We start from the raw sequence: 25,201 nt of genomic DNA, 5'->3' as shown, positions 1-25,201 counted from the left end.
GTTGCGCTTGCGCGGTGAATCGTCACGTCCGGCGGCCGAGCGGGCCGGAAAACCCTTTGACAACGTTGGGTTGGCCCGTTCGAATCCGGGTGGGCGGGAGGAGGCGGCGGCCATGATGATGCGCTTCAGGGAAGGCGATGTTCTGTTCCGCGAAGGCGACGCCAGCGACTTCGCCTGCCGCATCGTCGAGGGGCGGGTGCTGGTTATCAAGGAGGTCCCCGGGGACGGGCCGGGGGCGGCGGTGGAACTGGGCGAGGCCGGGCCGGGGGACATCGTCGGTGAGATGGGGGTGATCGAGCGGCGGCCGCGCAGCGCCACGGTACGGGCCGCCGGCGACGTCACGGTGGAGCTGATCGCGGCGGACCGCCTGGCCGACATCGTGGCAGGGGAGCCGGAGACGGCGCGCCGCATGCTCGCGCGCCTGAGCGAGCGGGTGCGGAGCCTGTCGGAGGAAGTGGCACACCTGCGCAGCGCCGCCGATGCCGGGGCGGAGCCGCTGCCGGCGGAGGCGGAGCCGGACCATCCGTCGGGGAACGTACCGGACGAACCGGACGCGCCGGTCCCGGCGATGCCGGTGGCGGCGGAGGCGGAGCGCCGGATCGGCCGCTATATCCAGTCGGCGCGGCTGGGTCTCGGCTCCCACGCCATCAGCATCCGGTGGGAGGGTCGGCCGGCGATGCCGCCGGTGTGGGTGGACACGCTGCCGTTCCGCGTCGGCCGCGCCCCTCGTGATGGCGGCCCGCCGGTGCGCGAGCGCGGCGCCCTGCTGCTTCCCGACGCGCCGCCCTACCGGCTGTCGCCCGGCCATTTCGCCATCGACCGGGACGACCGGCTGGGGCTGGTGGTGCGCGACCTGGGCAGCGAGCTGGGCACAACGGTCAACGGCCAGTTCCTCGGCGGCATCTTCGCCAAGGACTGGCTGCGCCTGCCGCCCGGTGAGAGCGTGGTGGTGGCCGGCGGCTTGCAGTCGCCGTTCGTGCTGCGCATCCACGTCACGCCCTGAGGGCCGGCGCGCCCGGTCTAACCCGACCAAGGGGGCCGCCGTATGCTCCCGGAGGATGGGCGCCGGGCCGGCGGCGGCCCACACTTACACCATGATCCGCTTGCCATCTCTTCTCGCCGCCGTGACGGCGGTGATCCTCGCGTTGGCCCCGCCCGCGTCGGCGCGCCAGGATGACGCCCGCCTGGACACCCTGTTCCGCGTCCTTCAGGACACCCGCGACGACGCCGTCGCGCAGGCGACCCAGGACGCCATCCGGAGCATCTGGCTGGAGCACCCCGGTCCGGAGATCCGGGATCTGATGGAAGAGGGGGTGCAATACCTGTTCGCCGAACGCTTCACCGACGCCCTGGCCATGTTCGACCGGGTGGTGGACCTGGCCCCCGATTACGCCGAGGGCTGGAACCGGCGCGCCAACACCCATTACCTGATGGGGGATTACGCGGCGGCGGTGGCCGACATCCGCACCGCGCTGGAGCTGGAGCCCCGGCACTTTCCGGCTCTGGCGGGGCTCGGCCTGATCTATCTCGCCATCGACGAGCCGGGCGGGGCGCTGCGCGCCTTCGACGGCGCGCTGTCCATCAACCCCCACCTCAAGGGCGTGCGCGCCCGGGCGGACGAGTTGCGCAGCGACCTGGCGGGGGAGGCGCTGTAGCGCGCCTCCTACGCCTCGACCCAGGCGATGCGCAGGATGTTGGTGTTGCCGGGGGTGCCGAAGGGCACGCCGGCGGTGATGACGAGCCGCTGGCCTTCCAGCGCCAGCTCGTCCTCGTAGGCGATCTTGACGGCCTTCTGGACCATCTCGGAGAAGTTCTGCACGTCCTCGGTGTGCACGCTGTGGACGCCGAAGGCCAGAGCCAGGCGGCGCGCCGTCTCGCGGCTCGACGTCAGGCAGAGGATCGGCACCTCCGGCCGCTCGCGCGCGGCGCGCAGGGTGGTGGAGCCCGACGTGGTGTAGGTGACGATGGCGGCGGCCTGGATGGTGTGGGCCACCTGGCTGGCGGCCGCGGTGATGGCGTCGGCCGAGGTCTGCTCCGGCTCCGGCCTCTGGGCGCCGACGATGGTGCGGTAGAGCGGATCGTGCTCCACCCGCCGGGCGATGCGGTCCATCATCGACACCGCCTCCACCGGGTAGGCGCCGGCCGCCGTCTCCGCCGACAGCATCACCGCGTCGGCACCGTCATAGACGGCGGTTGCCACGTCCGACGCCTCGGCGCGGGTCGGCGCCGGGCTGGAGACCATGGATTCCAGCATCTGGGTGGCGACGATCACCGGCTTTCCGGCCGCCCGCGATTCGCGGATGATCCGCTTCTGGATGGTCGGCACGTCCTCCGCCGGCATCTCCACGCCGAGGTCGCCGCGCGCCACCATGATGCCGTCGGACATCTCGACGATGGCGTCCAGGTGCTGGATGGCCGACGGCTTTTCCAGCTTGCACAGAAGGGCGGCGCGGCCGGCGACGAGGCGGCGGCCTTCGGCCACGTCCTCGGGCCGCTGCACGAAGGACAGGGCCACCCAGTCGACACCCTGGTCAAGCGCGAAGGCCAGGTCGACACGGTCCTTCTCGGTCAGCGGCGACAGCGGCAGCACGACGCCGGGGACGTTGACGCCCTTGCGGTCGGACAGGCGGCTGCCGCTCATCACCACCGTATCGGCGTGGTCGCTGCTGCACTCCTCCACCCGCAGGCGCACGCGCCCGTCGTCGAGCAGCAGGTCGGCCCCCGGCTCCAGGGCGGCGAAGATCTCGGGATGGGGCAGGGTGACGCGCCGGCCGTCGCCGGGGTCCCCCGACAGGTCCAGGCGGAAACGCTGACCGGCTTCCAGCGTGATCGGCCCCTCGGCGAAGCGGCCGATGCGCAGCTTGGGGCCCTGAAGGTCGGCCATGACGGCGATGGGCCGCTCCAGTTCCGCCTCCAGGGCGCGGATGATGGCAAGGCGCTGGCCGTGGTCCTCGTGCGATCCGTGGGAGAAGTTCAGGCGGAACACGTCGACGCCCGCCTCGAACAGGGTGCGGATGATCTCCGGCGAGGAGGAGGACGGACCCAGCGTGGCGACGATCTTCGTCAGACGGAAGCGGCGGGTCGGGCTGCCTTTGCGTTTCATGGGGTATCCTGAACGGGTTCCGGTGGTCGGGAGCGGCGCGCCGGTGCCGGACCAGGATAGCGCGGCACTCTGTCACGGCAATGACCGCCGGGCGGCGAAAATGTTGCGCGGCGCGGCCGTCCCCGGCGGTTGGCCATCGGGGCACGCGAGGGGCAACCCCGGCACAGACGTGAAGCGCGCCGCGGCGGTTGTCAACGGTGCGCAGGCGGACGACGCGCCATGGCGCCCCGCCTGTGTTCCCCCGGGCACGGTGGGCGCGGTCAGGAACCTCCGGCCGCCGCCGTGCCGGCCAGCGCCGGGGGCAGCTTGAAGACGATGTCCTCGTGGGCGGTGCGAACCTGTTCCACCGTGACCGTGAAGTGCTCCCCGGCGGCGGCGATCACCTCCTCCACCAGCACCTCCGGTGCCGAGGCGCCGGCCGTGATGCCCAGGCGGCGCACGTCGGCGAGGGAGTCCCAGTCGATCTCGCCGGCGCGCTGGACGAGGCGGGCGCGGGCGCAGCCGGCCCCCCTGGCCACCTCCACCAGGCGCTTGGAGTTGGACGAGTTGGGGGCGCCCAGCACCAGCAGCGCGTCCACCTGCGGGGCGATCGCCTTCACCGCCTGCTGGCGGTTGGTGGTGGCGTAGCAGATGTCCTCCTTGCGCGGCCCGGCGATGGCGGGGAAGCGGGCCTGCAGAGCGGCCAGGATGCCGGCCGTCTCCTCCACCGACAGGGTGGTCTGGGTGGCGTAGGCGAGGTTGTCCGGATCGGCCACCTCCAGCCGCGCCACGTCGTCGACGGTTTCCACCAGCAGGACGGCGCCGTCGGGGAGCTGGCCCATGGTGCCGATCACCTCGGGATGGCCGGCGTGGCCGATCAGCACCACGCGGCGACCGTCCAGATGGTGGCGCTCCGCCTCGCGGTGGACCTTGCTGACCAGCGGGCAGGTGGCGTCGAGATAGAACAGGCCACGCCGCTCCGCCTCCGCCGGCACCGCCTTGGGCACGCCGTGGGCGGAAAAGACCACGGGCACGCCGTCGGGCACCTGGTCCAGTTCGTCCACGAAGACGGCGCCCTTGGCTTCCAGGCTTTCCACGACGAATCGGTTGTGGACGATCTCGTGGCGCACATAGACGGGGGCGCCGAAGCGGGCCAGCGCCGTCTCCACGATCTGGATGGCGCGGTCGACGCCGGCGCAGAATCCGCGCGGTGCGGCAAGCAGGATGGTCAGGGGCGCCTTGGGCATGACGGTTTCCGTCGCGGTTCGATGAAGGGCAGGGTCGCACGGGCCGCGGCTTGTGCGGCTGCGGCGGCTTCTCTAAAGTCGCGGGAACGACGCATGCAACCAGGAATTCGGGCACACGCATGACCTCCCGCCGCGACCGTAATATAGGAACCCTCGTCCGGAAAACCCCCGTGGTGGCCGGATTGGCGGGTGCCGTGCTGGCCCTCGCCGGCTGCTCCAGCATCGGACTGGGCGGCGGCTCGACGCCGGCGGAACTGGCGCTGGCCTGCCCGAAGGTGTCGATCATCGGCGGCCTGCACGAGGTGACGGAGTTCCGCCCCGGCGGACGCGACATGACCGACGTGGCCTCGCGGGCCGCGCTGACCGACTATTCCGGCAACTGCGAGTACGATTCCCGCGGCGTGACCGTGAACGTCAAGGTCGACCTGCTGGCCGAGCGCGGTCCCGCCATGCAGGGCAACAGCGCGGCCTACCGCTACTTCGTGGCGGTGATGGCGCCCGGTCACGAGGACCCGGTGCAGAAGGCGGTCTACGACGTCTCCGTCACCTTCCCGGCCAACGCCGCCCGCGCCGCCGGCACCGACGAGGTGGCGGTCACCATTCCCGTGGGCAAGGACGTCAACGCCAAGGATTGGCAGGTGGTGCTGGGCTTCCAGCTCACGCCGGAACAGCTTGCCTTCAACCGGACGGTCTTCAACCGCTGACGGCCGCCGCTACAGAACCACCCGCAGCATCAGCGGAAGGGTCGCCAGGCAGACCAGGGTCGACAGCACGATCATCGCCGCCACCTCGTTCGCCGGACCGCCGTAGCGAACGGCGAAGAGGTGGCTGAACACCGCGACGGGCATGGCGCACTGGAGGACCAGGGCGCCGGCCGCCTCGGGCCCCAACCCGGCCAGCCGCGCCGCGGCCAGACCCACCGCAAATCCCATCGCCACGCGCACCACCGACAGCCCCAGCGGACGGGCGAGGTTGCGCACGCTGAGCCGCGCCAGCGATGCCCCCAGCATCAGCAGCATGATCGGCACCGCCATGCCGCCGAGGATGCGCGCCGCGTCCGCCGCCCACCCCGGCAGCGGGGTGCCGGTGCCGATCAGGGCGAGCGCCAGGAGGAAGGCCCAGATGGCCGGTGTCGTCAGCAGCGTGCGCGGTGCCATCCGCCCCGATGCCAGTCCGATCCCGACCGTGAAATGCCCGATCTGCACCAGGGTGGAAAAGGCCACGGCATAGGGCATGCCCGCCTCGCCGAAGGCGAAGAAGACGATGGGCAGGCCGAGGTTGCCGGTGTTGGGCAGCATCAGCGCCGGCAGATAGAGGCGCACCGGCAGCTTCACGAACCGCAGCACCGCCGCGCCGATGGCGGCGAATGCCGCCAGGGCCAGGGCGCCCGCCGCCAGCATCTCCAGCAGCGAGGCCGGAGTCACCGCCGAGCGGGTGAGTGAGGAGAGCAGCAGGGCCGGCACGCCTATCGTCGTCACCAGGGCCGAGAGGGTTGCCGGGTCGAAGGGCCGGCCCAGCCGCACCCATGTCCAGCCGATGGCGGCAATGGTGAAGACGGGCAGGAGGATGGAGAGGAGTTGGGAAGCCATGGGGCGCATACCTGCGCCTCTTTGCCGTCCGGGTCCACGGTCCCGTGGCATGGCCGCGGGACCTGAATATGGTTCCCCGGATTGACAAACCCGCCCGGCCGGGTAGCTTGTCACCCATACGCCGACGATCCCTCGCGGGAGAGACCGCCGCGGCGTCCACCGGCCCTGTGGCCGGGGACTCCGGCCGGGCGGCGCCGAAGGAGCAACCGCCCCGGAAACTCTCAGGCAAAAGGACCGCAGGGAAAGGCGCTCTGGAAAGCAGGACCCGGCCGGCCACGGACGGGGCCTCACCGAAGGAGTAAGCCGGTGGAGCGGGCTGGTCCCGGCCGGTGAATCTCTCAGGTCCAAGACAGAGGGGGCCCGAGCATCCGCGCAATCCCTGCGCGGGTGGGCCAACCTGTCGGGAGGACCGTTGTGACCGGGGCATCGGAAACACTCAAGCGGACGCCGTTGCACGCCCTGCATGTGGAGCTGGGCGCCAGGATGGTTCCCTTCGCCGGCTACGACATGCCGGTGCAATACCCTGCGGGAATCCTGAAGGAGCATCAGCACACCCGCGCCCGCGCCGGCCTGTTCGACGTGTCCCACATGGGGCAGGTCCGCCTCGTCGGCGACGATCCCGCGGCGGCGCTGGAGTCGCTGGTGCCCGGCGACATCCGCGGCCTGAAGCCCGGCCGCATGCGCTACACCCTGTTCCTGGACGAGCGCGGCGGCATCCTGGACGACCTCATGGTCACCAACGCCGGCGATCACCTGTTCCTGGTGGTCAACGCCGCCCGCAAGGCGCACGACATCGCCCACCTGCGCGACCGTCTGGCCGGCCGTGCCGCGGTGGAGCCGCTGGACGACGCGGCGCTGATGGCGCTTCAGGGGCCGGACGCCGCCGGCGTGCTCGCCCGATTCGTGCCGGAGGCCGCCACCATGGCCTTCATGAGCCATCTGCCGGCCGTGTTCGACGGCATTCCCGTGGTGCTCACCCGCTCCGGCTACACCGGCGAGGACGGATTCGAGATCTCCTGCGCCGCCGCCGATGCGGAGGCCATCGCCCGCAGCCTGCTGGCCTCGCCCGAGGTGGAGGCAATCGGCCTTGGCGCGCGCGACTCGCTGCGTCTGGAGGCCGGCCTCTGCCTCTACGGCCACGACATCACCGAGGAGACGACGCCCGTCGAGGCGGCGCTGGAATGGACGCTGTCGAAGCGCCGGCGCGAAGAGGCGAACTTTCCCGGCGCCGCGGTCATCCTGAAGCAGCTTGCCGAAGGGGCGGCGCGCCGCCGCGTCGGCCTGCGGCCGGAGGGGCGCCAGCCCGCGCGCGAGGGGGCCGGCATCGCCGACGCCGACGGGCGGGCCATCGGCACCGTCACCAGCGGCGGATTCGGTCCCACCGTCAACGCGCCGGTGGCCATGGGGTACGTGGAATCGGCACACGCCGCACCGGACACGCCGGTGCAGCTCATGGTGCGCGGCAAACCGCTGGCGGCCCGGGTGACGGCCATGCCGTTCGTGCCGCAGCGCTATTATCGCGGTTGACGTCTTGCAACACGAACAGGGCTTCCGGAGGGGATCGATGGCTGACGTAAGGTATACCAAGGACCACGAGTGGATCCGCGTCGAGGGCAGCGTGGGCACGGTTGGGATCACGGACTACGCCCAGAGCCAGCTCGGCGACGTCGTCTTCGTCGAGGTGCCCGAACCCGGCCGCACGCTGGAGCAGGGCAAGGAAAGCGCCGTGGTGGAATCGGTGAAGGCCGCCAGCGAGATTTATGCCCCCGTGTCCGGCGAGGTGCTGGAGGGCAACCAGGCGCTGGTCGAGGACCCCGCCCTGGTCAACAGCGCCGCCGAAGGAGACGGTTGGTTCTACACCCTGCGCATCGCCGACCCGGCCCAGCTCGACGGGCTGATGGATGCGGCCGCCTACAAGGATTACGTGGAAGGGTTGCACTGATGCGCTACCTGCCTCTGACCGAGGCCGACCGCCGGGCGATGCTGGACGCCATCGGCGTCCGGTCGGTCGACGACCTGTTCCGCGACGTGCCGGACGCGGCGCGCCGCAGCGGCCCCGTCGAGGGGCTGCCCGATCACATGGGCGAGCTTGAGGTGGAGCGCGCCCTGGGCGCCATGGCGGCGAAGAACGTGCCGGCCGGCAGCGTGCCCTCCTTCCTGGGCGGCGGCGCCTACCGCCATCACATCCCGGCGGCCGTCGACCACCTGATCCAGCGGGGCGAGTTCCTCACGGCCTACACCCCCTACCAGCCCGAGATCAGCCAGGGCACGCTGCAGGTCCTGTTCGAGTTCCAGACCCAGGTGGCCCTGCTGACCGGCATGGACGTGGCCAACGCCTCCATGTACGACGGCGCCACCGCGTGCGCCGAGGCGGTGATGATGGCCAACCGCCTGACCCGGCGGCGCAAGGCGATCCTGTCGGGTGGCCTGCACCCCCATTACCGCGACACCACCACCACCGATGCCCGCTTCATCGGCTTCGAAACGGTGGTGCTGCCGCCCGCCCCGACGGGGGGCGAGGACATCGCGGCGCTGGTGGATGACGGGACCGCCTGCGTGGTCGTCCAAAACCCCGACGTCTTCGGCCACGTCCGCGACTATACGGAGCTGGCGGACCTCTGCCGGGCCCGGGGGGCGCTGCTGATCGTCGTGGTGACGGAGGCGGTGTCGCTGGGCCTGCTGACCCCGCCCGGCGACATGGGCGCCGACATCGTCGCCGCCGAGGGGCAGTCGCTGGGCAACCCGACCGGCTTCGGCGGCCCCTACGTCGGCCTGTTCGCGGTGAAGGACAAGTACGTCCGCCAGATGCCCGGCCGCCTGTGCGGGCAGACGGTGGACGCCGACGGGCGGCGCGGCTTCGTGCTGACCCTGTCGACGCGCGAGCAGCACATCCGGCGCGAGAAGGCGACGTCCAACATCTGCACCAACTCCGGCCTGTGCGCGCTGGCCTTCTCCATCCACCTCAGCCTGCTGGGAGAGGATGGGTTCCGGCACCTCGCCCGGCTGAACCACGCCCGGGCGGTCCGGCTGGCCGACCGGCTGGCCGGCGTGCCCGGCGTCGCGGTGCTGAACGACGCCTTCTTCAACGAGTTCACGGTGCGGCTTACGAAGCCGGCGGCGGCGGTCGTCGACACGCTGGCCGGCCGCGGCGTCCTGGCCGGCGTGCCGGTGTCGCGTCTGTTCGCGGGCGAGCACGAGGACCTGCTGCTCGTTGCCGCCACCGAAACCACAACCGATTCCGACATGGACGCCCTGGCGAACGGCCTGGCCGAGGTGCTGCGATGACGATGAACGCTCAGGGACGCCCCACCGCCGCCTTCGCCGGCGAATCCGCCGGCGGCGAGGAAACCGTGACCGGCAACCGCGGCCTGCGCATCGAGGAGCCGCTGATCTTCGAGCAGGACAGCCCCGGCATGACCGGTGTCGACCTGCCCGCGGTGCCCGACGCGCCGCTGCGCCTGGGCACCGTCCGGCCGCGCGGCCGCATCGGCCTGCCGGGCCTGGCGGAGCCGCAGGTGGTGCGCCACTACACCCGGCTGTCGCAGAAGAACTATGCCATCGACACCGGACTGTACCCGCTGGGGTCGTGCACCATGAAGCACAACCCGCGCCTGAACGAGAAGATGGCGCGGCTGCCCGGCTTCGCCGACCTGCACCCTCTGCAACCGCAGGCGACGGTGCAGGGGGCGCTGGAGCTGATGGACACCCTGGCGCACTGGCTGAAGACGCTGACCGGCATGCCGGCGGTGACCCTGGCCCCGGCGGCCGGCGCCCACGGCGAGATGTGCGGCATGATGGCGATCCGCGCCGCGCTGGAGCACCGCGGCGAGGGCGGGCGCACCCGCGTGCTGGTGCCCGAAAGCGCCCACGGCACCAACCCGGCCACCGCCGCGGCCCTGGGCTTCACCGTCGATCCCGTGCCCGGCGCGCCGGACGGGCGCGTCGATGCCGCGGCCCTGAAGGCGAAGCTGGGGTCGGATGTGGCCGGCATCATGCTGACCAACCCCAACACCTGCGGCCTGTTCGAGCGCGACATCCGCTCCATCGCCGACGCGGTGCATGAGGCCGGCGCCTATTTCTACTGCGACGGGGCCAACTTCAACGCCATCGTCGGGCGCGTGCGGCCGGCCGATCTCGGCATCGACGCCATGCACATCAACCTGCACAAGACCTTCTCCACCCCGCACGGCGGCGGCGGGCCCGGTTCCGGCCCGGTGGTCTTCTCGGAGTCGCTGGCGCCCTTCGTGCCGGTGCCGTTCGTGGTGCACGGCCCCGACGGCCTGCGCCTGGTGGAGCACGCGGGCGGTCCGGACGCCGGAACCGCCTTCGGGCGCATGAAGGCGTTCCACGGCCAGATGGGCATGTTCGTGCGCGCCCTGGCCTACATCCTCAGCCACGGTGCGGACGGCCTGTGGCAGGCGTCGGGGGATGCGGTGCTGAACGCCAACTACGTCATGGCGCGTCTCGGCGACGTGATGACCCCGTCGTTCGACGGGCCGTGCATGCACGAATGCCTGTTCGACGACCGCTTCCTCAAGGGCACGGGTGTGACCACGCTCGACATCGCCAAGGCGCTGATCGACGAGGGGTTCCACCCCATGACCATGTACTTCCCCCTGGTGGTGCACGGGGCCCTGTTGATCGAACCGACGGAAACCGAGTCGCGGGCCGGGCTGGACCAGTTCGTCGATACCCTGCGGGCGCTGGCCGAGCGCGCCAGGGCCGGTGACGCGGCGGCCTGGTTCCAGGCGGCCCCGCGGTTGACCCCGCGCCGCCGTCTGGACGAGACCACCGCCGCCCGCAAGCCCGTGCTGCGGTGGAAGGAGGGGGAGGGCCGGGCCGGGCCGTGAAGAAACGTTCCGTCCTCATCGCCGGGCATTCCACCAGCGTGTCACTGGAGGAGGAGTTCTGGGACGCCCTGAAGGAGTTGGCCGGGGCGCAGGGCGTCTCGGTCAACACCCTGATCGAACGCATCGACGCCGGCCGCACCGGCAACCTGTCGAGCGCGATCCGCGTGTTCGTGCTCCGCCGGTTGCGCGAGGACCGGGGATTGTCACAGGCTAAAGTCAAGGAGCGTTAACAACCGGACGTGTACGATACCGGCGGCATGAGGGCGATGCCGGGGCGTGGCGGGGGCGCGCGGAGTGACGATCGGGGATCATATCGCCGGCGGGCCGGCTCGCCTCGCGCTCCAGGTGGTGGGGTTGCTCATCGCATTGCTGGCGGGAGCACTGGTGTTGTTCGTCCTGTACGACCGTCATCATACTCTGGACCTCGCCACCACCCGGACCGAGGCGGCCGTCCGCCTGCTGGAGGAACACGCCCGGCGGACCTTCGCCGCCGTCGACACGGTGCTGCGCCAGGTTGCGGAGCGAATCCACACCAACGGCCCGGAGGCCACGCTTGTGGAGCAGGGCGGGCAGTTCCTGCACCGCACCGCGGCGCACCTACCGGAAGAAGGCGTGGTGGTGATCTTCGACGCCGCCGGAATGTCGATTCTGAGCACCATGGACCAGCCGCAGCCGGCGTTCAACGTGGCCGACCGGGATTTCTTCCGGGCGCTGAAGGCCGGGGCGCCCGAGCCCTATGTCGGCCGGATCGTGCGCGGACGCGCGTCAGGAACGCTGCTGTTCACCGTTGCCCGCCGTCTGGACGATGACGCCGGCCGTTTCGCCGGGGTCATCGCCGCCGGCATCCGCACCGACTATTTCACGCGCCTGTACGACCTGATCGGTACGGGCGACGATGCGTTCTACGGCATCTTTCGCGATGACGGCGGCATCGTGGTCCGGCAGCCGGTGTCGCCGGATGATGCGGGCGCCGACATCGTCGGTTCCCCGCTGCTTGCCGCGGTGGCTGCGGCCGCCGAGGGCACGCAGCGTGTCCGGATGCCACCGGACGGGGCCGAGTGGCTGGTCTCGTTCCGCCGCCCGGGCCATGACGGCGTGTTCGTCGCGGTGGGCCTGCCGGTCGATGCCGCCCTGGCGCCGTGGCGGGTGCGGGCCGCCTGGCTGAGCGCCGTGACGATGGCGGCGATCCTGGTCGCTGCGCTGCTGGGCCGCCTGCTGCTGGCGGAACTGCGGCGCCGGGAGAATACCATGGCGGAGATGGACACCCTGCGCCGGCAGGCCGTCGCCGCCAACCTGGCCAAATCGCGGTTCCTCGCCGCTGCCAGCCATGATCTGCGCCAGCCGCTCCAGGCGTTGCGCCTGTTCCTCGGCATCATCGACAACACCCTGGAGAAGGACAGCCATCGCCGGATCGCCGCTCACTCCGCCCGCGCGCTGGAAACGAGCGAGCGCCTGCTGAACGATCTGCTGGACGTGACCCGACTGGACGCCGGTGCCGTCCGGCCCGACCGGCGGGACGTGCCGCTGACCGCCCTGCTGGCGCCGCTGGCCGCGGAGGCCGCGGCGCGGGCCGAGGCCAAGGGGCTGGACTTCCGGTTCCGCAGCCTGGACGAGGTGGTGTACAGCGACCCGGCGCTGCTGGAACGCATGGTGCGCAACCTGATCGTCAACGCCGTCCGCTACACCGAACACGGCCGCATTCTGCTGGCCTGCCGACGCCGCGGCAACGGCATTCGGATCGAGGTGTGGGACACCGGACCGGGCATCGCCGCCGACAAGTTGGACCTGATCTGGGAGGAGTTCCAGCAGGCGCACGGGGAGCCGGCGGGACAGCGCGGCATGGGCCTCGGACTGTCCATCGTCCGCCGGCTGGGCATCATCCTGGACCATGCGACGGAGGTCCGCACGTGCCCCGGCCGCGGGTCGGTGTTCACGATCACCGTTCGGCGCGGCCGCCGGGACCCCGCCCGTCAGTCTCCGCCGGCCGGGTGACGGTCGATCACCGCGTCGGCGGCCGCTCGGCGACCGTCGTCCGGGCATCCGCCTCCCGCTCCGCCACCAGGGCGGCGCAACGCTGGCGGCGCTGGGCGAGGTAGGCATCCCGCAGGCGGTCGTAATCGTCGAAAGGCATCGCCTTGGCGCGGGTGTCGATCTGGCGGGTGGCGGCGATGTCCGCCACGATCTCGATGGCTTCCACCACCAGGATCGCCTCCAGCCCCGACCCCTGCGGCATCAGCGGCATGAACATGGAATAGAGCACGACGTTGGTGATCAGCACGTCGGTGACCCCGTCGCGCAGGGTGCGCGGGCCGATGAAGGGAATCACCAAGTAGGGCCCCTCGCCCACACCGTGCGCGCACAGCGCCAGGCCGAGATCGGTGTGGTACGGCTCCAGCCCCCAGTCGCGGGCGACGTCGTGGAAGCCCAGCAGCCCGACCGTGCTGTTGATGGCGAAGCGGCCGGCCGACCGGGCCATGGCCCCGCCGTCGCCGGCCACGGCGGCCGCCAGCACGGACATGGGCTCGTTTACGATGTTGGCTGCCATGTTGCCGATGCCGGCCAGCCAGGGTGACGGCGGCGCCGGTTCCGCCGGTGCCTCCGCCGATGCGTCAGCCGCGCCATTCAGGGTTCCGTAGACCCACTGGTTGAACACGAAGACATAGCGGCTGTAGGTGTCGAACCATTCCCGCTCGTCATAGGCCGGGCGGGTGTCGAACGCCTCCCATCCCGCGCGCACGGGCCCGCCGCCGCCGAACAGCATCGCCGGCGCAAGGAGGAGGGCGAGAAGGAAGGGGCGCAGGCGCACGCTGAACCTATCCCGGCGACGGACCGGCCCGGTCCGCGGCGGCACTATAGCAACGCCATCGCCGTCCGCCCACAGGCTTGCCAGCGGTGCAGGCGGGGATTACACGGGTGGGCATCCGCCCGCCGTGTTCCGGAGCACCGCCGCCGTGCCCAGCCTGTTCCCCTCCGACGTCACCACGCTCGACCTCGTCGCCTTCGCGTGGTTCCTCGGCACGTGGTCGCTGTTCAACCTGTGGCAGGACGTGCTGCTGCGCGGTCGCAGCAGCCTGAACCAGCACATGAAGGTGCTGCGGCGCCACTGGATGACGCGGATGCTGGAGCGGGAGAACCGCATCATGGACTCCACGCTCGTCGGCCACACCATGCAGAGCTGCACCTTCTTCGCATCCACCACCATGCTGGTGCTCGCCGGGCTGATCGGCTCCTTCGGCGCCATCGAACAGGCGCACGGCATCGTCGCCGACCTGTCCTTCACCGTGCCGACATCGCGGCAGTTCTTCGAGATGAAGATGCTGGTGATGGTCGGCATCTTCACCTTCGGATTCTTCAAGTTCACCTGGGCGCTGCGCCAGTACAACTATTGCTGTGCGCTGATCGGCGCCGCCCCGTTGCCGCCGCTGGAGTGCGGGGAACGGGAGGCGATGGCCGGCCGTCTGGCGTCGGCGCTCACCCTGGCGGTGACCGCCTTCAACGGCGGGCTGCGGGCGTACTATTTCGCCCTGGCGGCGCTGGCGTGGTTCATCAACCCATGGCTGTTCATGGGGGCGAGCGCGGCGGTGGTGGCGGTGCTGCTGCGCCGTCAGGTGCTGTCGCGCACGGAGGTGGCGATCCGCGAGCAGACCGACGCGCTGGAAACGCGGGCCGCGCGCAACGGCTAACCCTTCTTCAGCACCTTGCCGCCCTTGCCGGCCATCCTGGACCAGTCCCTGGCGAAATAGCCGAAGTCACGGCTGGGATGACCGTACAGGTAGCCCTGGGCGTAGCCGACCCCGAGGTCGGTGAGCAGACGGGCGTGCTCGGGTTCCTCCACCTGTTCGCCGATCAGGGCGAGGCCGAGCTGCTGGCAGACATCGACCATCGAGCGCAGCATGGCCATGTCGCGCTGGCTGCCGGCGGCTCCGCGCACGAAGGAGCCGTCGATCTTGGCGAAATCGACCTGCAGCCCGTAGAGCGACTGGAAGGACGTCGACCCGGACCCGACGTCGTCCAGGCAGATGCGGAACCCGGACGACCGCAGCTTTTGCAGGACGTCGTTGAGGCGGGCGATGTCGGTGACGACGACGGTCTCCGTCACCTCGATCAGCAGCTTGCGCGACAGCGCGCCATAGGGCTCGGTCACCGCCTGGAACTGCTTGAGGAACAGAGGGCTCATCAGCGTCTTGGCCGAGAGGTTGATGGCCACGTCCGGCAGCTTGGGCTCTTTGTGGAAGGCCTTCAGCGTGTCGAGGACCGACTGGGTGAGCAGAAGGTCGAAGTCGTAGATCAGCCCCACATCCTCGGCGAAGGTGATGAAGTCGATGGGCGACGACATGCCATCGACGCGCGTCAGCGCCTCCAGGTGGTGCACCGTCTCGGTCGCCAGCGCGACGATGGGCTGGAAGACGACGACGAAGTCCCGCTTCTCGATGGTGGCACGAAGTTGGCCGATGCGTTCCACCGCGTCCGACATCATGCGCCGGGCGCCGTCCTCCAGGCTGGAGATGGTGAACTCGCCGCCCTGCGCCGAGGCGAAGGCCTGGACGGTGTAGACCAGGGCTCGCGCCGCATCGGCGGCGTCCAGCGGCGTTTCGTCCAGTTCCAGCTCCCAGGTTCGGATGCCGCCCGGCAGTTCGCCACCGGCGTCCTCGATGATGGCGGCGATGTGCTTCTGGACCTCCTGGCAATCCACGTCCGACGCGTGAATGACGCCGAAACGGTCGGCAGAGAGCTGTCCGGCGCTCTCACCGTCGGCGGAAATGCCGCGCAGATAGGCGTCGATGCCCTGGCGCACCTCGGCCGCCGCCCCCTCGGGCAGCGAGTCCACCATGGCCTGCATGCCCTCCACGAGCAGCAGGGTGAGGCCGTGTTCCAGACCCTTTTCGCGGGCGCGGACGATGCGGTCCTCCAGGATGGAGAGGAAGCCATGGTGGTCCAGAAGCTGCCCGGCGCCGGAACCCGGCGATGCCGCATGCGGGCCATGGGGACCCGACGCCAGAAGCACGGTAAGGAACAAAGATCCGGGGCAGGAATCAAGCCGGCAGCCGCCGAGAAGGGCAGGGAACCGTTGGTCGTCCACCCCTTCGAACACGACGCGGGCCGGTTTGATCCGCGTCTTCTCGATCACACGGTCCAACAGAACCCGCAGATACTTGCGGTCGGTGGACGCCACCAGATCGGCGAGATTCCGCCCGACCAGGGTGGCGACATCGCCGCGCGTCAGGCGGCAGCGCGCACCGGCGCAGAACAGGATGGTGCCGTCATGATCGGTTTCGATCAGCAGATCGGCGGCTGCGAAGGCGAAACCGACGAATCGGTCGCGGTCGCGGTGAGTCTGCACCGGCCGGGGAGTTGGGCGCGCCTCCACCGTTCGGTTCGGGCGGCGTATGCCGGAAGCCGGTGCGCCCGGCGTGGATGCCAACCCTTCCATGCCCCTGCCGCCGTCAGAAACAATTTTAGACAAATTCCGAAAGACTATTTCGGCACTTTGCTAAGGGAGAGTACCTCCGTTGCGCGATTCGCAAAAGCAGGAAGAAGCAGCGGACGACTGCGACTTTGCGCCGGGTCGTTCGTCCGCCGCATGACCGCCGCCATCCGTTCACCCTGCCGCCGCCGCGGGCAGCGTCACCGGCGGGGGGTGACGCGGTTGACGTGGCCCATTTTCCGGCCGGGGCGGGCCTCCGCCTTGCCGTAGAGGTGCAGGCGCGCGTCGGGCTCGGCCAGGATGGCCGCCCAGCGTTCGACATCGTCGCCGATCAGGTTCTCCATCTCCGCCTCCATCAGGAGGTCGGTGGAGCCCAGCGGCAGGCCACAGATGGCGCGGACGAACTGTTCGAACTGGCTGGTCGCGCAGGCGTCCATGGTCCAGTGGCCGGAGTTGTGCGGGCGCGGGGCCATCTCATTGACCAGGACGCGGCCGTCCTTCGTCACGAACATCTCCACCGCCAGCAGGCCGACGACGCCCAGCGCGTCGGCCAGGCGGCGGGCGACCCGTTCGGCCTCCGCCGCGGTGGCCGGGGGGACGCGGGCCGGAGCCAGGGTGCGGTCGAGGATGCCGTTGCGGTGCCGGTTCTCCACCGTCGGGAACACGGCCATGGCGCCGTCGCCGCGACGGGCGACGATCACCGACACCTCGCAGGTGAAATCGACGAACCCCTCGACGACGCACGAATCGGAACCGATGCTCCGCCACGCCGCGGCGATGTCGGTGTCGGGGCCGATGCGCGCCTGACCCTTGCCGTCGTAGCCGAGCTGGTTCGACTTCACGATGCAGTGCGGCCCGATGGCGTCACGCGCCAGCGCCACGTCGCCGGGACCGCTCGCCGGTCGCCACGGGGCGGTGGCGATGCCCAGGCCGTTGGCGAACGACTTCTCGGCGATGCGGTCCCGGGTGACGGCGAGGACGGCGGCACCGGGCCGCACCGGCACGCGCTCGGCCAGGAACTCGACGGTGTCGACCGGGACGTTCTCCCATTCCAGCGTGACCACGTCGACCGCCGCGGCGAAGGCGGCGAGCGCCGTCCGGTCATCCCAGCCGGCGACCGTGGCGCGGGCGCACACCGGGGCGCACGGGCTGTCGGCGGCGTCGGGGGCGTAGACGTGGAGCCGGTAGCCGAGGCGCGCCGCGGCCAGCGCCGTCATGCGGCCGAGCTGACCGGCGCCCAGCATGCCGATGGTGGAACCGGGAGGCAGCATGGGGTTACGGCCCCTCGTCCCGGGGGATCATGGCGACCGCGTCCGTCTGGCGCGCGCGCCAGGCGTCCAGCGCCGCGGCGACCCGGGGGTCCATCAGCGCGATGACCGAGGCTGCGAGCAGGGCGGCGTTGATGGCGCCGGCCTTGCCGATGGCCAGCGTGCCGACGGGCACGCCGCCCGGCATCTGCACGATGGACATCAGGCTGTCCATGCCCTTCAGCGCGTGGCTTTCAATGGGCACGCCGAACACCGGCAGCGGGGTCATGGACGCGGCCATGCCCGGCAGGTGTGCCGCACCGCCGGCCCCGGCGATGACCACCTTCAGGCCGCGCTCGCGCGCCGTCGTGGCGTAGTCCACCAGGCGCAGCGGCGTGCGGTGGGCGGAGACGATGCGCGTTTCATGGGCGACGCCGAGGGCCGCCAGGGTGTCGGCGGCGTGCTTCATGGTGGGCCAGTCCGACTGACTGCCCATGATGATGCCGACCAGCGGCTGCGGGTCGGCGGACGGTGTCGGGACGGGCACGGCTGCTGGCTTCCCAAATTGGTCCGGAAAGCGGCGCATTATAGGAACGGCGCCGCGCCTGTCCAGCGACTCGATGACCGGTCATCCCGATGCCCGGGCGGCACGCCGCAGCGCGCGCCGCTCCGCCGCCGGGGCGGTCAGCCCGAGGTCGTCGAGGACGGCGTAGAAGGCCGGGACCACGAAGGCGATCAGCAGCGTCGCCACCATCAGGCCGAAGGCGATGCTGGTGATCAGCGGGATCAGGATGCGGGCCTGCAGGCTGGTTTCGAACAGCATGGGAAACAGGCCGGCCAGCGTCGTCGCCGTGGTCAGCACGATGGCCCGCAGGCGCGCCGCGGCGGCGCGCGCGGCCGCCGCGGCGATGTCGGGGTTGGTCGGGTCGTGATGGAGCTTCATGAACTCGATCATCAGGATCGAGCCGTTCACGACGACGCCGGCCAGCGACACCGTGCCCAGCATGCTGGGCATGGCGAAGTTGATGCCCATGATCAGGTGCCCCAGTACGGCCCCGGTCAGCGCGAAGGGGATCACGATCATGACCGCCACCGGCTCGGCGTAGCTGCGGAACTGGAAGCTCAGCAGCAGGAAGATGCCGATCAGGCCGATGGCCATGCCGCGCATCATGGATCCCTGCGTCACCGCAGCGTTGCGGCTGGCTCCTTCCACCGTCACGGTCAGGCCGAGGTGGCGGGCCGTCAGGCCGGGCAGGAAGCGGGCTTGCGTGTCGCGCACGATGTCTGCGGCGTTGGTGACCGCCGTGTCCACGTCGCCGGCCACCGTCACGGCGGGGCGGCCGTTGACCCGCCGGATGCGGGCGTAGCCGCGCGCCTCCTCGATCTCCGCCACCGCCGACAGGGGCACCTGGCCGCCGCCGGGCGTGGTGACCACGAAGCGATCGAAGTCGTCGATGCCGTCGCGGTCGGCGGCGCGGACGTCGATCTCGAAGGACTCGGCGTCCACCTGGATGGTGCCGGCGATGGTCCCCTGGAAGGCGGCGCGAAGCTGGCCGGCCACCGCCCGGGCGTCGAGCCCCAGGGTGCCCGCCCCCTCGCGCAGGCGCACGCGCAGCTCCGGCTTTCCGGGATGCAGGTCGCTGCCCACGTTGAGGACGCCGGCGTAGCCGTCCAGCCACGCCGTCAGCTCGCCTGCGGCGGCCTCCAGCATCGCGAGGTCGTCGCCGGACAGGCGGAACTCCAGGGGATTGCCGGCCGGTCCCAGCACCGCCTCGGTCAGGGTGATGCGCGCCGCGGGCAGGTCCCGCGGCAGGGCCTCGCGCCAGCGCGCCAGGATGGTGGCGTTATCGACGGCGCGGAACTCGGCGTTCAGCAGGTCGACCACGACGGTGGCGAGGTTGGAGCCGGTGGTCCCGGCATCGGCGTTCTCGTTGAACTTCACGAGGATGCCGCGGATCACGGGTTCGCCGCCCGGCTGCTGCGCCTGCCACCCGCGGCCAAGCGTTTCCAGCGGCTCCACCACCCGCCGCACGGCCTCCTCCGTGTCGGCCAGCGTGGCGCCGGGGGCCAGCCGGATGCGGGCTTCCAGCACATTGCCGTCGATGTCCGGAAACGCCTCGAAGCGGACCGCACCGCCGGCCAGCAGGGCCAGGGACGCCAGGAAGAAGAAGGCGCCGATCCCCAGGGTCAGGTAGCGCCAGCGCACCGCCATCATCGTCGCCGGCACCACGACCCGGTCGCGCAGCCGGGCGATGGCCGCCTCGGCCAGTCGGCGCGGCCCGCGCGGTGCCGGGGCGGGACCGGCGTGGCTCAGGTGATTGGGCAGGATCAGGAACGCCTCGACCAGCGAGAAGGTGAGGACGAGGACCATCACCACCGGGATGACCCGCAGCAGCTCTCCCAGGTCGCCGGACAGGAAGGCCAGCGGACCGAAGATGGCGGCGGTGGTCAGGAAGGAATAGACGACACCGGAACCGACCTCCCGGGCACCCTCCACGGCGGCGTCGATGGGCGCCTTGCCGCGGGCGCGGTGGCTGGCGATGTTCTCCGACAGCACGATGGCGTCGTCCATCAGGATGCCGATCACGATCAGCAGCCCGACCATCGTCAGCATGTTCAGGGAGTAGCCGAGCGCCCCCATCACCGCGATGGCGCCGAGGAACGAGGTCGGCAGCCCCATGGCGATCCAGAAGGCGTGGCGCATGCCGAAGAACAGCCACATGGTGGCGAACACCAGCGCCAGCCCCTGCAACGCGTTGGTCACCAGCAGGTCGAGCCGGTCGGAGACGATCGACGTGACGTCGTTGGCGATGGTGAAGGCGACGCCGGGCGGCGCCTGCGCGCGCTCGGCGTCCAGGACCTCGCGGATGGCGGCCATGACGTCGAGGGAATCGTCGTTCGGCGTCTTGGTGACGTTCAGCACCGCAGCCGGCCGGCCGTCGAACTGCATCCGCACCTCGGCCTTCTCGAACCGGTCGGTGATGGTGGCGATGTCGCCCAGCCGGATCTGGCCGCCGCGCTCGCCCGACGCCACGATGATGTCGCGGTAGGCGTCCGGCGTCGACCGCTCGTCGGCGAAGCGCAGGCGGATGATGCCGTCGGCGGCCTCGATCTCGCCCGCGGGCAGGTCGACGTTCTGGCGCTCCACCGCCGCGGCGATGTCGGCGAGGCTGAGCCCCAGGGTGCGGGCCACCACGTCGGGGATCTCGATGCGGATCTGGCGGTCGGAAAAGCCGGTGACGTCGACCCGGGGGATGCCGCCGTGGTGCAGCATGCGGGTCTTCAGGTCCTCCGCCAGGGCCTTCAGGTCGGTCGCGCGCTCCGGCCCGGTGACGACGACGGAGGCGACGAACTCCGTCCGGCCGAGCCGGGTGATGATCGGCGTCTCCACCGATGCCGGGAAGTCGTCGATGCCGTCGATGGCGGTGCGGATGTCGGTGTGGAACAGGTCGGCGTTGCGGCCGGCGATCATCTCGATGGTGGCGATGGCCAGGTTGTCGCGGGCGTCGCAGGCGGTCTCGGCCACGTTCTCGATGCCCTCGACCGCCTCCTCGATGCGGCGGCAGATGGTGCGCTCGACGTCCTCGGGCCCGGCACCGGGGTAGCGCACCCGCACCTCCACCTCCCGCGGCTCGATGCGCGGGAAGGTCTCGCGGCGCAGGCTCGGCAGGGTGAGGAGACCGACGGCCAGGAAGGCCAGCATCAGCAGGTTGCCGGCCGTGGGGTGAGCGGCGAAGAAGCGGATCACGGCGCGTCCCCGGCGCCGGCCAGGGCGCGCAGGCTCCGCTCACGCTCCTCGTCGCGCACCGGCACCAGCTTCATGCCGGGCAGGGCAGGGGCCAGGTCGCCGATCACGACCCGATCGCCGGGCGCCAGCCCCTCGGTGATCACGGCCGCGTCGCGGAAGGTGTAGGCGACCCGCACCGGGCGCACCGCCAGCCGGTCGTCGGGATCGGCCACATGGACGAGGCCGTTGCTCACCGCCGCCCGGGGAACGACGATGCTGCCGGGGACCGGCGCGCCGCGCACCTCCACCTCGACGAACATGCCCTTGATCAGGGGCGGCCGGACGCCGGGCACCACGTCGCGGTAGGGGTTCTCGACGGCGACGATCACGCCGACGGTGCGGGTCTTGGGGTCGACGGCGTCGCTGACGCGGTGGACGTGGCCGTCCCACGCGATGGTGCGGTCACCCACGCGCAGGCGCACCGTGGCCGGCAGGCGGATGCGCGTCCCGATGTCCGCCGTGGTGGCGGAACCCGATCCATTGAGGGCGGCGAGGCCGGCGAAGTCCCGCATGTCCGTCTGCGCGATCTGCACGTCCACCTCCGACGCGTCGATTCCGTCGAAGGTGCCGAGCACCGCGCCGACCCCGACGAATTGGGTCGCCTCCACGTTGACCGCGGCGACGCGGGCGGCGAAGGGGGCGCGGATGACGGTGCGCTCCAGGTTCAGTTCGGCGATGCGGCGGTTGGCGAGGCTGAGCGCCCTTTGCTGTTCCAGCGCCCGCAGCTTGGCGGGCACCAGGGCAAGGGCGTTCTCCAGCTCCTGCACCCGGGCGGTCTGGCGCAGCAGGCTGCTCTGCCTCTGCTCCACCGCGCTGGCCGACGCCGAACCGCGCGCCAGCAGGGCGCGCTGGCGCTCGACGTCCTGCGCTTCCAGGTTCAGGGCGTCCCGCTCGATCGCCAGCGACGCCCGCGTCGCCCCGGCCGAGGCAGCCAGCTCCTCGATGTTGGCGTCGGCGGTGGCGATGGCGGCGTCGGCCTGGGCGATCGCCAGTTCGAAATCCTCCGGGGCGATGCGCGCCAGTTCGGTGCCGGCGGGAACGAAGGCGCCCCGCACGAACTCCGGCGCCAGCCGCTCCACCCGGCCGGCCACTTGTGCCACGGCGTTCCAGGTGCGGGCCGGTTGCACCGTGCCATAGCCGATGACGCGGGGCACGAAGGCCACGGGTTCGACCGTGACCGTGCGGGCGACCACCGTCCGTTCGACCGCGGTGGTGCGGGCGGGGGCCGGCCGGTTGGCGGCGGCGACGGCGACCAGCGCGATTCCGGCGGCCAGGGGCGGGATGACGAGCAACGTGCGCAGGACCGACATGGCTACCCGGACCTCCCCGGCGCGCCCGCCGGCGGCGCCTCCTTCAGCGGGGCGTTGAGCGATTCGCCGCCCCTGGTCGATGGTGTGCCGGGCGCCGGCACCGCGCCGGCCCCGGTCGCGCGGTCAGGCGATGATGTCGGGCAGCAGCCGGCTTTCCAGATGGGCGATCTGGTCCTTGAGCCACAGCTTGCGCTTCTTCAGACGCTGCATCTGAAGCTGGTCGAAGGGGGCGCGCTCCACGAGCCGCGCGATCACGTCGTCGAGATCGCGGTGTTCGCTCTTGAGGGCGGCAAGCTTCTGCCTCAACATTTCCTGTTCGTTCATGATGCCGGCGCAAGGGCTGCAACGCAGCGGCGATGATAACAGATTCCGCGCCGGGAGGTACGCCGAAACCATCGCCCCGCGCCCCGGTTGCACCAAGCATGGCATTGCGGACCTTCGGCATTCTGGTATGTCTAGGCGCACTGCCAAGGACCACGCGAAACGGGAACCCCACATGACTCCTGCCAAGCGCATCGGCATCCTGACCAGCGGAGGTGACTGCGCCGGTCTGAACGCCGTCATCCGTGCCGTCGTCCATCGCGCCGTCCTGACCTACGGGTGGCAGGTGCTCGGCCTCAAGGAAGGCACCCAGGGGCTGCTGCACCGGCCCGTCCAGTACCAGGTCCTCGACCTGCCCATGGTGGACGGCAACATGATGCGCATGGGCGGCACCATCCTGGGCACCACCAACCGCGGTGACCCCTTCGCCTATCCCATGGTGGACGGCAGCACCAAGGACCGCTCCGACGAGATCGTCGGCGGCTACCGCGAGCTGGGGCTGGATGCGGTCATCGGCATCGGCGGCGACGGAAGCTTCGCCATTTTGCGCAAGCTGGCCCAGAAGGGCGGGCTGAAGCTGGTCGGGGTTCCCAAGACCATCGACAACGACCTGGGCATGACCGAGGTGTCGGTCGGTTTCGACACCGCCGTCGGCGTGGCCGTGGAGGCGCTGGACCGCCTGCAGCCCACCGCCGCCAGCCACGCCCGCGTCATGGTGCTGGAGGTGATGGGCCGCGACGCCGGCCACATCGCCCTGTCGGCCGGCATCGCCGGCGGCGCCGACGTCATCCTGATCCCCGAGATCCGCTATTCCATCGACAAGATCGCCGCGAAGATCCGCCAGGTCCGCTCCACCGGACGCAACTTCGCCCTGGTCGTCGTGTCCGAGGCGGTGAAGACCGAGGACGGCGGCGAGGTCAAGAAGGTCTACGAGGGCGGCGAGAAGCGCTACGGCGGCATCGGCGACTACATCGGGGAGCGGATTGCCAAAGCCACCGGTGCCGAGACCCGCGTCACCGTGCTGGGCCACGTGCAGCGGGGCAGCCCGCCGAGTCCGCGTGACCGCCTGGTCGCCTCGGCGTTCGGCGTGCACGCCGTCGACCTGATCGCCGAGGGCAAGTTCGACCGCATGGTCGCCTGGTCGAACCGCGGCGTCATCGACGTGCCCATCGAGGAAGCGATCGCCAAGTACTCCTGCGTCGAGCTGGACGGCACGCTGGTGAAAACGGCGCGCGGCCTGGGCATCAGCCTGGGCGACTGATCCGCCGTGGCGGGAAACCCGTTCTGGGCATTCTCGCTGGACTTCTACGGCCGCCCCGGCGTCGCCGGGGCGTGCCTCGCCCTGCAGGACCGCTGCGGGGCCGACGTCAATCTCGTTCTATTCGCCCTGTGGGCCGGCGGGGTCTGCGGCGCGGCGCTGGACGCCGGCGACCTGCAACGGCTGCGCGCCGCCGTCGGGCCATGGCAGGCCGGGGTGGTCGGCCCCTTGCGCGCCGTACGCCGCCACCTCAAACACGACGCCGCGGCCGCCGCGTTGCGGGAGAAGGTGAAGGCCCTGGAGCTGGAGGCGGAGCGGGTGGAGCAGGACCGCCTGTTGGCCGCATCCGGCCTGCGGCCGGGACAGGGCGACCCGGCCACCGCCGAGGCGAACCTGCGCCGGCTGCTTCCGGCCGCGGCGGAAACGGACATCCGGCTGCTGATCGCCGCACTGGCGGGATAGGGCGCAACAATCCTGCCCAAATGGGCCGAACAAAGACCGAAAAAAATGCTTGCACCGGGGCGGTCTCCCCGCCTATAACCCGGCTCCCGACGCGGTGGACGGCACGCAAGACGAGCCGACGCCGCCGGGCCGGGACCAAAAGCAAAGCGCACCAGCCGCTCAGACAACGCAAGTTGATTGACGTCACGCCGGTGTAAAGGCCAAGGTCCCGTTTCGCACGACCCGCCAGGGATCGGCGACCGGATCTTTGACAAGTGAAGACGTGATTTGAGAAGGGATGCGCAGGCGGATGGGCACTGTGGTCCGGTTCACGGGAGTGGATTGGATTGTCGGGTCGTTCGCAAGTCGCATCTTGAAGGTAAGTTCAGAATCGAGCTTAGGTTTGAGGTGTGTCGCTTGAGGGCGGCCCCGAACGAGCGGTTGGGTTACGGCCCGGCCGACTTGAACCTGAGAGTTTGATCCTGGCTCAGAACGAACGCTGGCGGCATGCCTAACACATGCAAGTCGAACGAAGGCTTCGGCCTTAGTGGCGCACGGGTGAGTAACACGTGGGAACCTGCCTTTCGGTTCGGAATAACTCCGGGAAACTGGAGCTAACACCGGATACGCCCTTCGGGGGAAAG

General features: G+C 70.7%; 22 protein-coding genes, 1 rRNA gene and 1 riboswitch. Of the genes, 13 read left to right on the top strand and 10 right to left on the bottom strand.

Translation table 11 applies throughout. From position 1 onward, the window contains the following. Nucleotides 1-112 precede the first annotated feature (112 nt). Both G472_RS37155 and G472_RS0113620 read left to right on the top strand, forming a co-directional pair. The gene (locus G472_RS37155) at nucleotides 113-1,003 is read left to right on the top strand and encodes a cyclic nucleotide-binding domain-containing protein (protein WP_051340788.1); all 891 of its coding nucleotides are present in this window, start codon (nucleotides 113-115) and stop codon (nucleotides 1,001-1,003) included. 91 nt (nucleotides 1,004-1,094) lie between these two features. Beyond that, entirely contained in the window at nucleotides 1,095-1,655 is a 561-nt protein-coding gene (locus G472_RS0113620; protein WP_051340818.1) for a tetratricopeptide repeat protein, read from the top strand. Nucleotides 1,656-1,663: 8 nt separating this feature from the next. Here G472_RS0113620 and pyk read toward each other — a convergent pair whose 3' ends face one another. Further along, nucleotides 1,664-3,103: a pyruvate kinase gene (gene pyk, locus G472_RS0113615; RefSeq protein WP_029008851.1), complete on the bottom strand. Its 1,440-nt coding sequence runs from the start codon at nucleotides 3,101-3,103 to the stop codon at nucleotides 1,664-1,666. A 260-nt stretch (nucleotides 3,104-3,363) separates the two neighbouring features. Then, the gene (gene ispH, locus G472_RS0113610) at nucleotides 3,364-4,329 is read right to left on the bottom strand and encodes a 4-hydroxy-3-methylbut-2-enyl diphosphate reductase (protein WP_029008850.1); all 966 of its coding nucleotides are present in this window, start codon (nucleotides 4,327-4,329) and stop codon (nucleotides 3,364-3,366) included. 173 nt (nucleotides 4,330-4,502) lie between these two features. Here ispH and G472_RS0113605 point away from each other — a divergent pair, with 173 nt between their 5' ends. After that, complete coding sequence (locus G472_RS0113605) at nucleotides 4,503-5,033, top strand: hypothetical protein (protein ID WP_245593487.1); 531 nt, start codon at nucleotides 4,503-4,505, stop codon at nucleotides 5,031-5,033. Between the two features lie 9 nt (nucleotides 5,034-5,042). Here the strand turns inward: G472_RS0113605 and G472_RS0113600 are convergent, their stop codons facing one another. Further along, nucleotides 5,043-5,918: an AEC family transporter gene (locus tag G472_RS0113600; protein ID WP_029008848.1), complete on the bottom strand. Its 876-nt coding sequence runs from the start codon at nucleotides 5,916-5,918 to the stop codon at nucleotides 5,043-5,045. 125 nt (nucleotides 5,919-6,043) lie between these two features. Then, a riboswitch (glycine riboswitch) is annotated at nucleotides 6,044-6,165 on the top strand. A 167-nt stretch (nucleotides 6,166-6,332) separates the two neighbouring features. Between G472_RS0113600 and gcvT the strand changes: the two genes are divergently transcribed. From gcvT to G472_RS37150, 6 genes are all read left to right on the top strand, one after another. Continuing rightward, on the top strand, nucleotides 6,333-7,445 hold the full coding sequence (gcvT, locus tag G472_RS0113595; RefSeq protein ID WP_029008847.1) for a glycine cleavage system aminomethyltransferase GcvT: 1,113 nt from the start codon (nucleotides 6,333-6,335) through the stop codon (nucleotides 7,443-7,445). Between the two features lie 37 nt (nucleotides 7,446-7,482). Further along, nucleotides 7,483-7,860, top strand: a complete 378-nt coding sequence (gene gcvH, locus G472_RS0113590) for a glycine cleavage system protein GcvH (RefSeq protein ID WP_029008846.1) — start codon at nucleotides 7,483-7,485, stop codon at nucleotides 7,858-7,860. Then, nucleotides 7,860-9,203 carry an aminomethyl-transferring glycine dehydrogenase subunit GcvPA gene (gcvPA, locus tag G472_RS0113585; protein ID WP_029008845.1) on the top strand — a complete coding sequence of 448 codons (1,344 nt, stop codon included), beginning with the start codon at nucleotides 7,860-7,862 and terminating at the stop codon, nucleotides 9,201-9,203. The genes gcvH and gcvPA overlap by 1 nt, the downstream gene beginning before the upstream one ends. 2 nt (nucleotides 9,204-9,205) lie before the next feature. Next, complete coding sequence (gcvPB, locus tag G472_RS0113580; protein ID WP_245593494.1) at nucleotides 9,206-10,768, top strand: aminomethyl-transferring glycine dehydrogenase subunit GcvPB; 1,563 nt, start codon at nucleotides 9,206-9,208, stop codon at nucleotides 10,766-10,768. Further along, a complete protein-coding gene (locus tag G472_RS0113575; protein ID WP_029008843.1) occupies nucleotides 10,765-10,998 on the top strand; it encodes a ribbon-helix-helix domain-containing protein in 234 nt (77 codons plus the stop codon). The genes gcvPB and G472_RS0113575 overlap by 4 nt, the downstream gene beginning before the upstream one ends. Before the next feature lie 64 nt (nucleotides 10,999-11,062). Beyond that, the gene (locus G472_RS37150; protein ID WP_169732812.1) at nucleotides 11,063-12,760 is read left to right on the top strand and encodes a sensor histidine kinase; all 1,698 of its coding nucleotides are present in this window, start codon (nucleotides 11,063-11,065) and stop codon (nucleotides 12,758-12,760) included. A 7-nt stretch (nucleotides 12,761-12,767) separates the two neighbouring features. Here the strand turns inward: G472_RS37150 and G472_RS37145 are convergent, their stop codons facing one another. Next, nucleotides 12,768-13,574, bottom strand: coding sequence for an MlaA family lipoprotein (locus G472_RS37145; protein WP_051340786.1), 807 nt, complete (start codon nucleotides 13,572-13,574; stop codon nucleotides 12,768-12,770). A gap of 145 nt (nucleotides 13,575-13,719) precedes the next feature. Between G472_RS37145 and G472_RS0113560 the strand changes: the two genes are divergently transcribed. Next, the gene (locus tag G472_RS0113560; protein WP_245593486.1) at nucleotides 13,720-14,451 is read left to right on the top strand and encodes a DUF599 domain-containing protein; all 732 of its coding nucleotides are present in this window, start codon (nucleotides 13,720-13,722) and stop codon (nucleotides 14,449-14,451) included. On the opposite strand, the gene G472_RS0113555 is transcribed toward G472_RS0113560, so the two are convergent. The 6 genes from G472_RS0113555 to G472_RS0113530 all read right to left on the bottom strand — a co-directional run bounded on the left by G472_RS0113555 (nucleotide 14,448) and on the right by G472_RS0113530 (nucleotide 22,846). Next, nucleotides 14,448-16,109, bottom strand: a complete 1,662-nt coding sequence (locus G472_RS0113555) for a sensor domain-containing phosphodiesterase (RefSeq protein WP_245593485.1) — start codon at nucleotides 16,107-16,109, stop codon at nucleotides 14,448-14,450. The two genes, G472_RS0113560 and G472_RS0113555, sit on opposite strands and share 4 nt — an antisense overlap. Nucleotides 16,110-16,393: 284 nt before the next feature. Next, nucleotides 16,394-17,464, bottom strand: coding sequence for a 5-(carboxyamino)imidazole ribonucleotide synthase (locus G472_RS0113550; RefSeq protein ID WP_029008839.1), 1,071 nt, complete (start codon nucleotides 17,462-17,464; stop codon nucleotides 16,394-16,396). A 4-nt stretch (nucleotides 17,465-17,468) separates the two neighbouring features. Next, nucleotides 17,469-17,936: a 5-(carboxyamino)imidazole ribonucleotide mutase gene (purE, locus tag G472_RS0113545; RefSeq protein ID WP_051340816.1), complete on the bottom strand. Its 468-nt coding sequence runs from the start codon at nucleotides 17,934-17,936 to the stop codon at nucleotides 17,469-17,471. A 132-nt stretch (nucleotides 17,937-18,068) separates the two neighbouring features. Beyond that, nucleotides 18,069-21,188 (bottom strand): efflux RND transporter permease subunit, encoded by a 3,120-nt coding sequence (locus tag G472_RS33030; RefSeq protein WP_051340785.1) that lies wholly within the window; start codon nucleotides 21,186-21,188, stop codon nucleotides 18,069-18,071. Next, nucleotides 21,185-22,537, bottom strand: a complete 1,353-nt coding sequence (locus G472_RS0113535; RefSeq protein ID WP_029008837.1) for an efflux RND transporter periplasmic adaptor subunit — start codon at nucleotides 22,535-22,537, stop codon at nucleotides 21,185-21,187. Before G472_RS0113535 ends, G472_RS33030 begins: the two co-directional genes overlap by 4 nt. A gap of 123 nt (nucleotides 22,538-22,660) precedes the next feature. Continuing rightward, nucleotides 22,661-22,846, bottom strand: coding sequence for a YdcH family protein (locus tag G472_RS0113530; RefSeq protein ID WP_425387985.1), 186 nt, complete (start codon nucleotides 22,844-22,846; stop codon nucleotides 22,661-22,663). Between the two features lie 187 nt (nucleotides 22,847-23,033). On the opposite strand from G472_RS0113530, the gene G472_RS0113525 reads away from it, so the two are divergent. From G472_RS0113525 to G472_RS0113515, 3 genes are all read left to right on the top strand, one after another. Then, nucleotides 23,034-24,119, top strand: a complete 1,086-nt coding sequence (locus G472_RS0113525) for an ATP-dependent 6-phosphofructokinase (protein WP_029008835.1) — start codon at nucleotides 23,034-23,036, stop codon at nucleotides 24,117-24,119. Between the two features lie 6 nt (nucleotides 24,120-24,125). After that, on the top strand, nucleotides 24,126-24,578 hold the full coding sequence (locus G472_RS0113520; RefSeq protein ID WP_029008834.1) for a TIGR02444 family protein: 453 nt from the start codon (nucleotides 24,126-24,128) through the stop codon (nucleotides 24,576-24,578). Between the two features lie 443 nt (nucleotides 24,579-25,021). Beyond that, a 16S ribosomal RNA gene (locus G472_RS0113515) occupies nucleotides 25,022-25,201 on the top strand; the annotation flags it as partial.

Origin of the sequence: Azospirillum halopraeferens DSM 3675 (assembly GCF_000429625.1) — a bacterium.
GTDB classification, from domain to species: Bacteria; Pseudomonadota; Alphaproteobacteria; order Azospirillales; family Azospirillaceae; genus Azospirillum; species Azospirillum halopraeferens.
This window is presented reverse-complemented; position numbering and strand designations above follow the sequence as displayed.

Coding starts and splice junctions, on each gene's coding strand:
- G472_RS37155 (WP_051340788.1), top strand. CDS start 113: ATGATGATGCGCTTCAGGGAAGGCGATGTTCTGTTCCGCGAAGGCGAC.
- G472_RS0113620 (WP_051340818.1), top strand. CDS start 1,095: ATGATCCGCTTGCCATCTCTTCTCGCCGCCGTGACGGCGGTGATCCTC.
- pyk (WP_029008851.1), bottom strand. CDS start 3,103: ATGAAACGCAAAGGCAGCCCGACCCGCCGCTTCCGTCTGACGAAGATC.
- ispH (WP_029008850.1), bottom strand. CDS start 4,329: ATGCCCAAGGCGCCCCTGACCATCCTGCTTGCCGCACCGCGCGGATTC.
- G472_RS0113600 (WP_029008848.1), bottom strand. CDS start 5,918: ATGGCTTCCCAACTCCTCTCCATCCTCCTGCCCGTCTTCACCATTGCC.
- gcvH (WP_029008846.1), top strand. CDS start 7,483: ATGGCTGACGTAAGGTATACCAAGGACCACGAGTGGATCCGCGTCGAG.
- gcvPA (WP_029008845.1), top strand. CDS start 7,860: ATGCGCTACCTGCCTCTGACCGAGGCCGACCGCCGGGCGATGCTGGAC.
- gcvPB (WP_245593494.1), top strand. CDS start 9,206: ATGAACGCTCAGGGACGCCCCACCGCCGCCTTCGCCGGCGAATCCGCC.
- G472_RS0113550 (WP_029008839.1), bottom strand. CDS start 17,464: ATGCTGCCTCCCGGTTCCACCATCGGCATGCTGGGCGCCGGTCAGCTC.
- purE (WP_051340816.1), bottom strand. CDS start 17,936: ATGGGCAGTCAGTCGGACTGGCCCACCATGAAGCACGCCGCCGACACC.
- G472_RS0113535 (WP_029008837.1), bottom strand. CDS start 22,537: ATGTCGGTCCTGCGCACGTTGCTCGTCATCCCGCCCCTGGCCGCCGGA.
- G472_RS0113530 (WP_425387985.1), bottom strand. CDS start 22,846: ATGTTGAGGCAGAAGCTTGCCGCCCTCAAGAGCGAACACCGCGATCTC.
- G472_RS0113525 (WP_029008835.1), top strand. CDS start 23,034: ATGACTCCTGCCAAGCGCATCGGCATCCTGACCAGCGGAGGTGACTGC.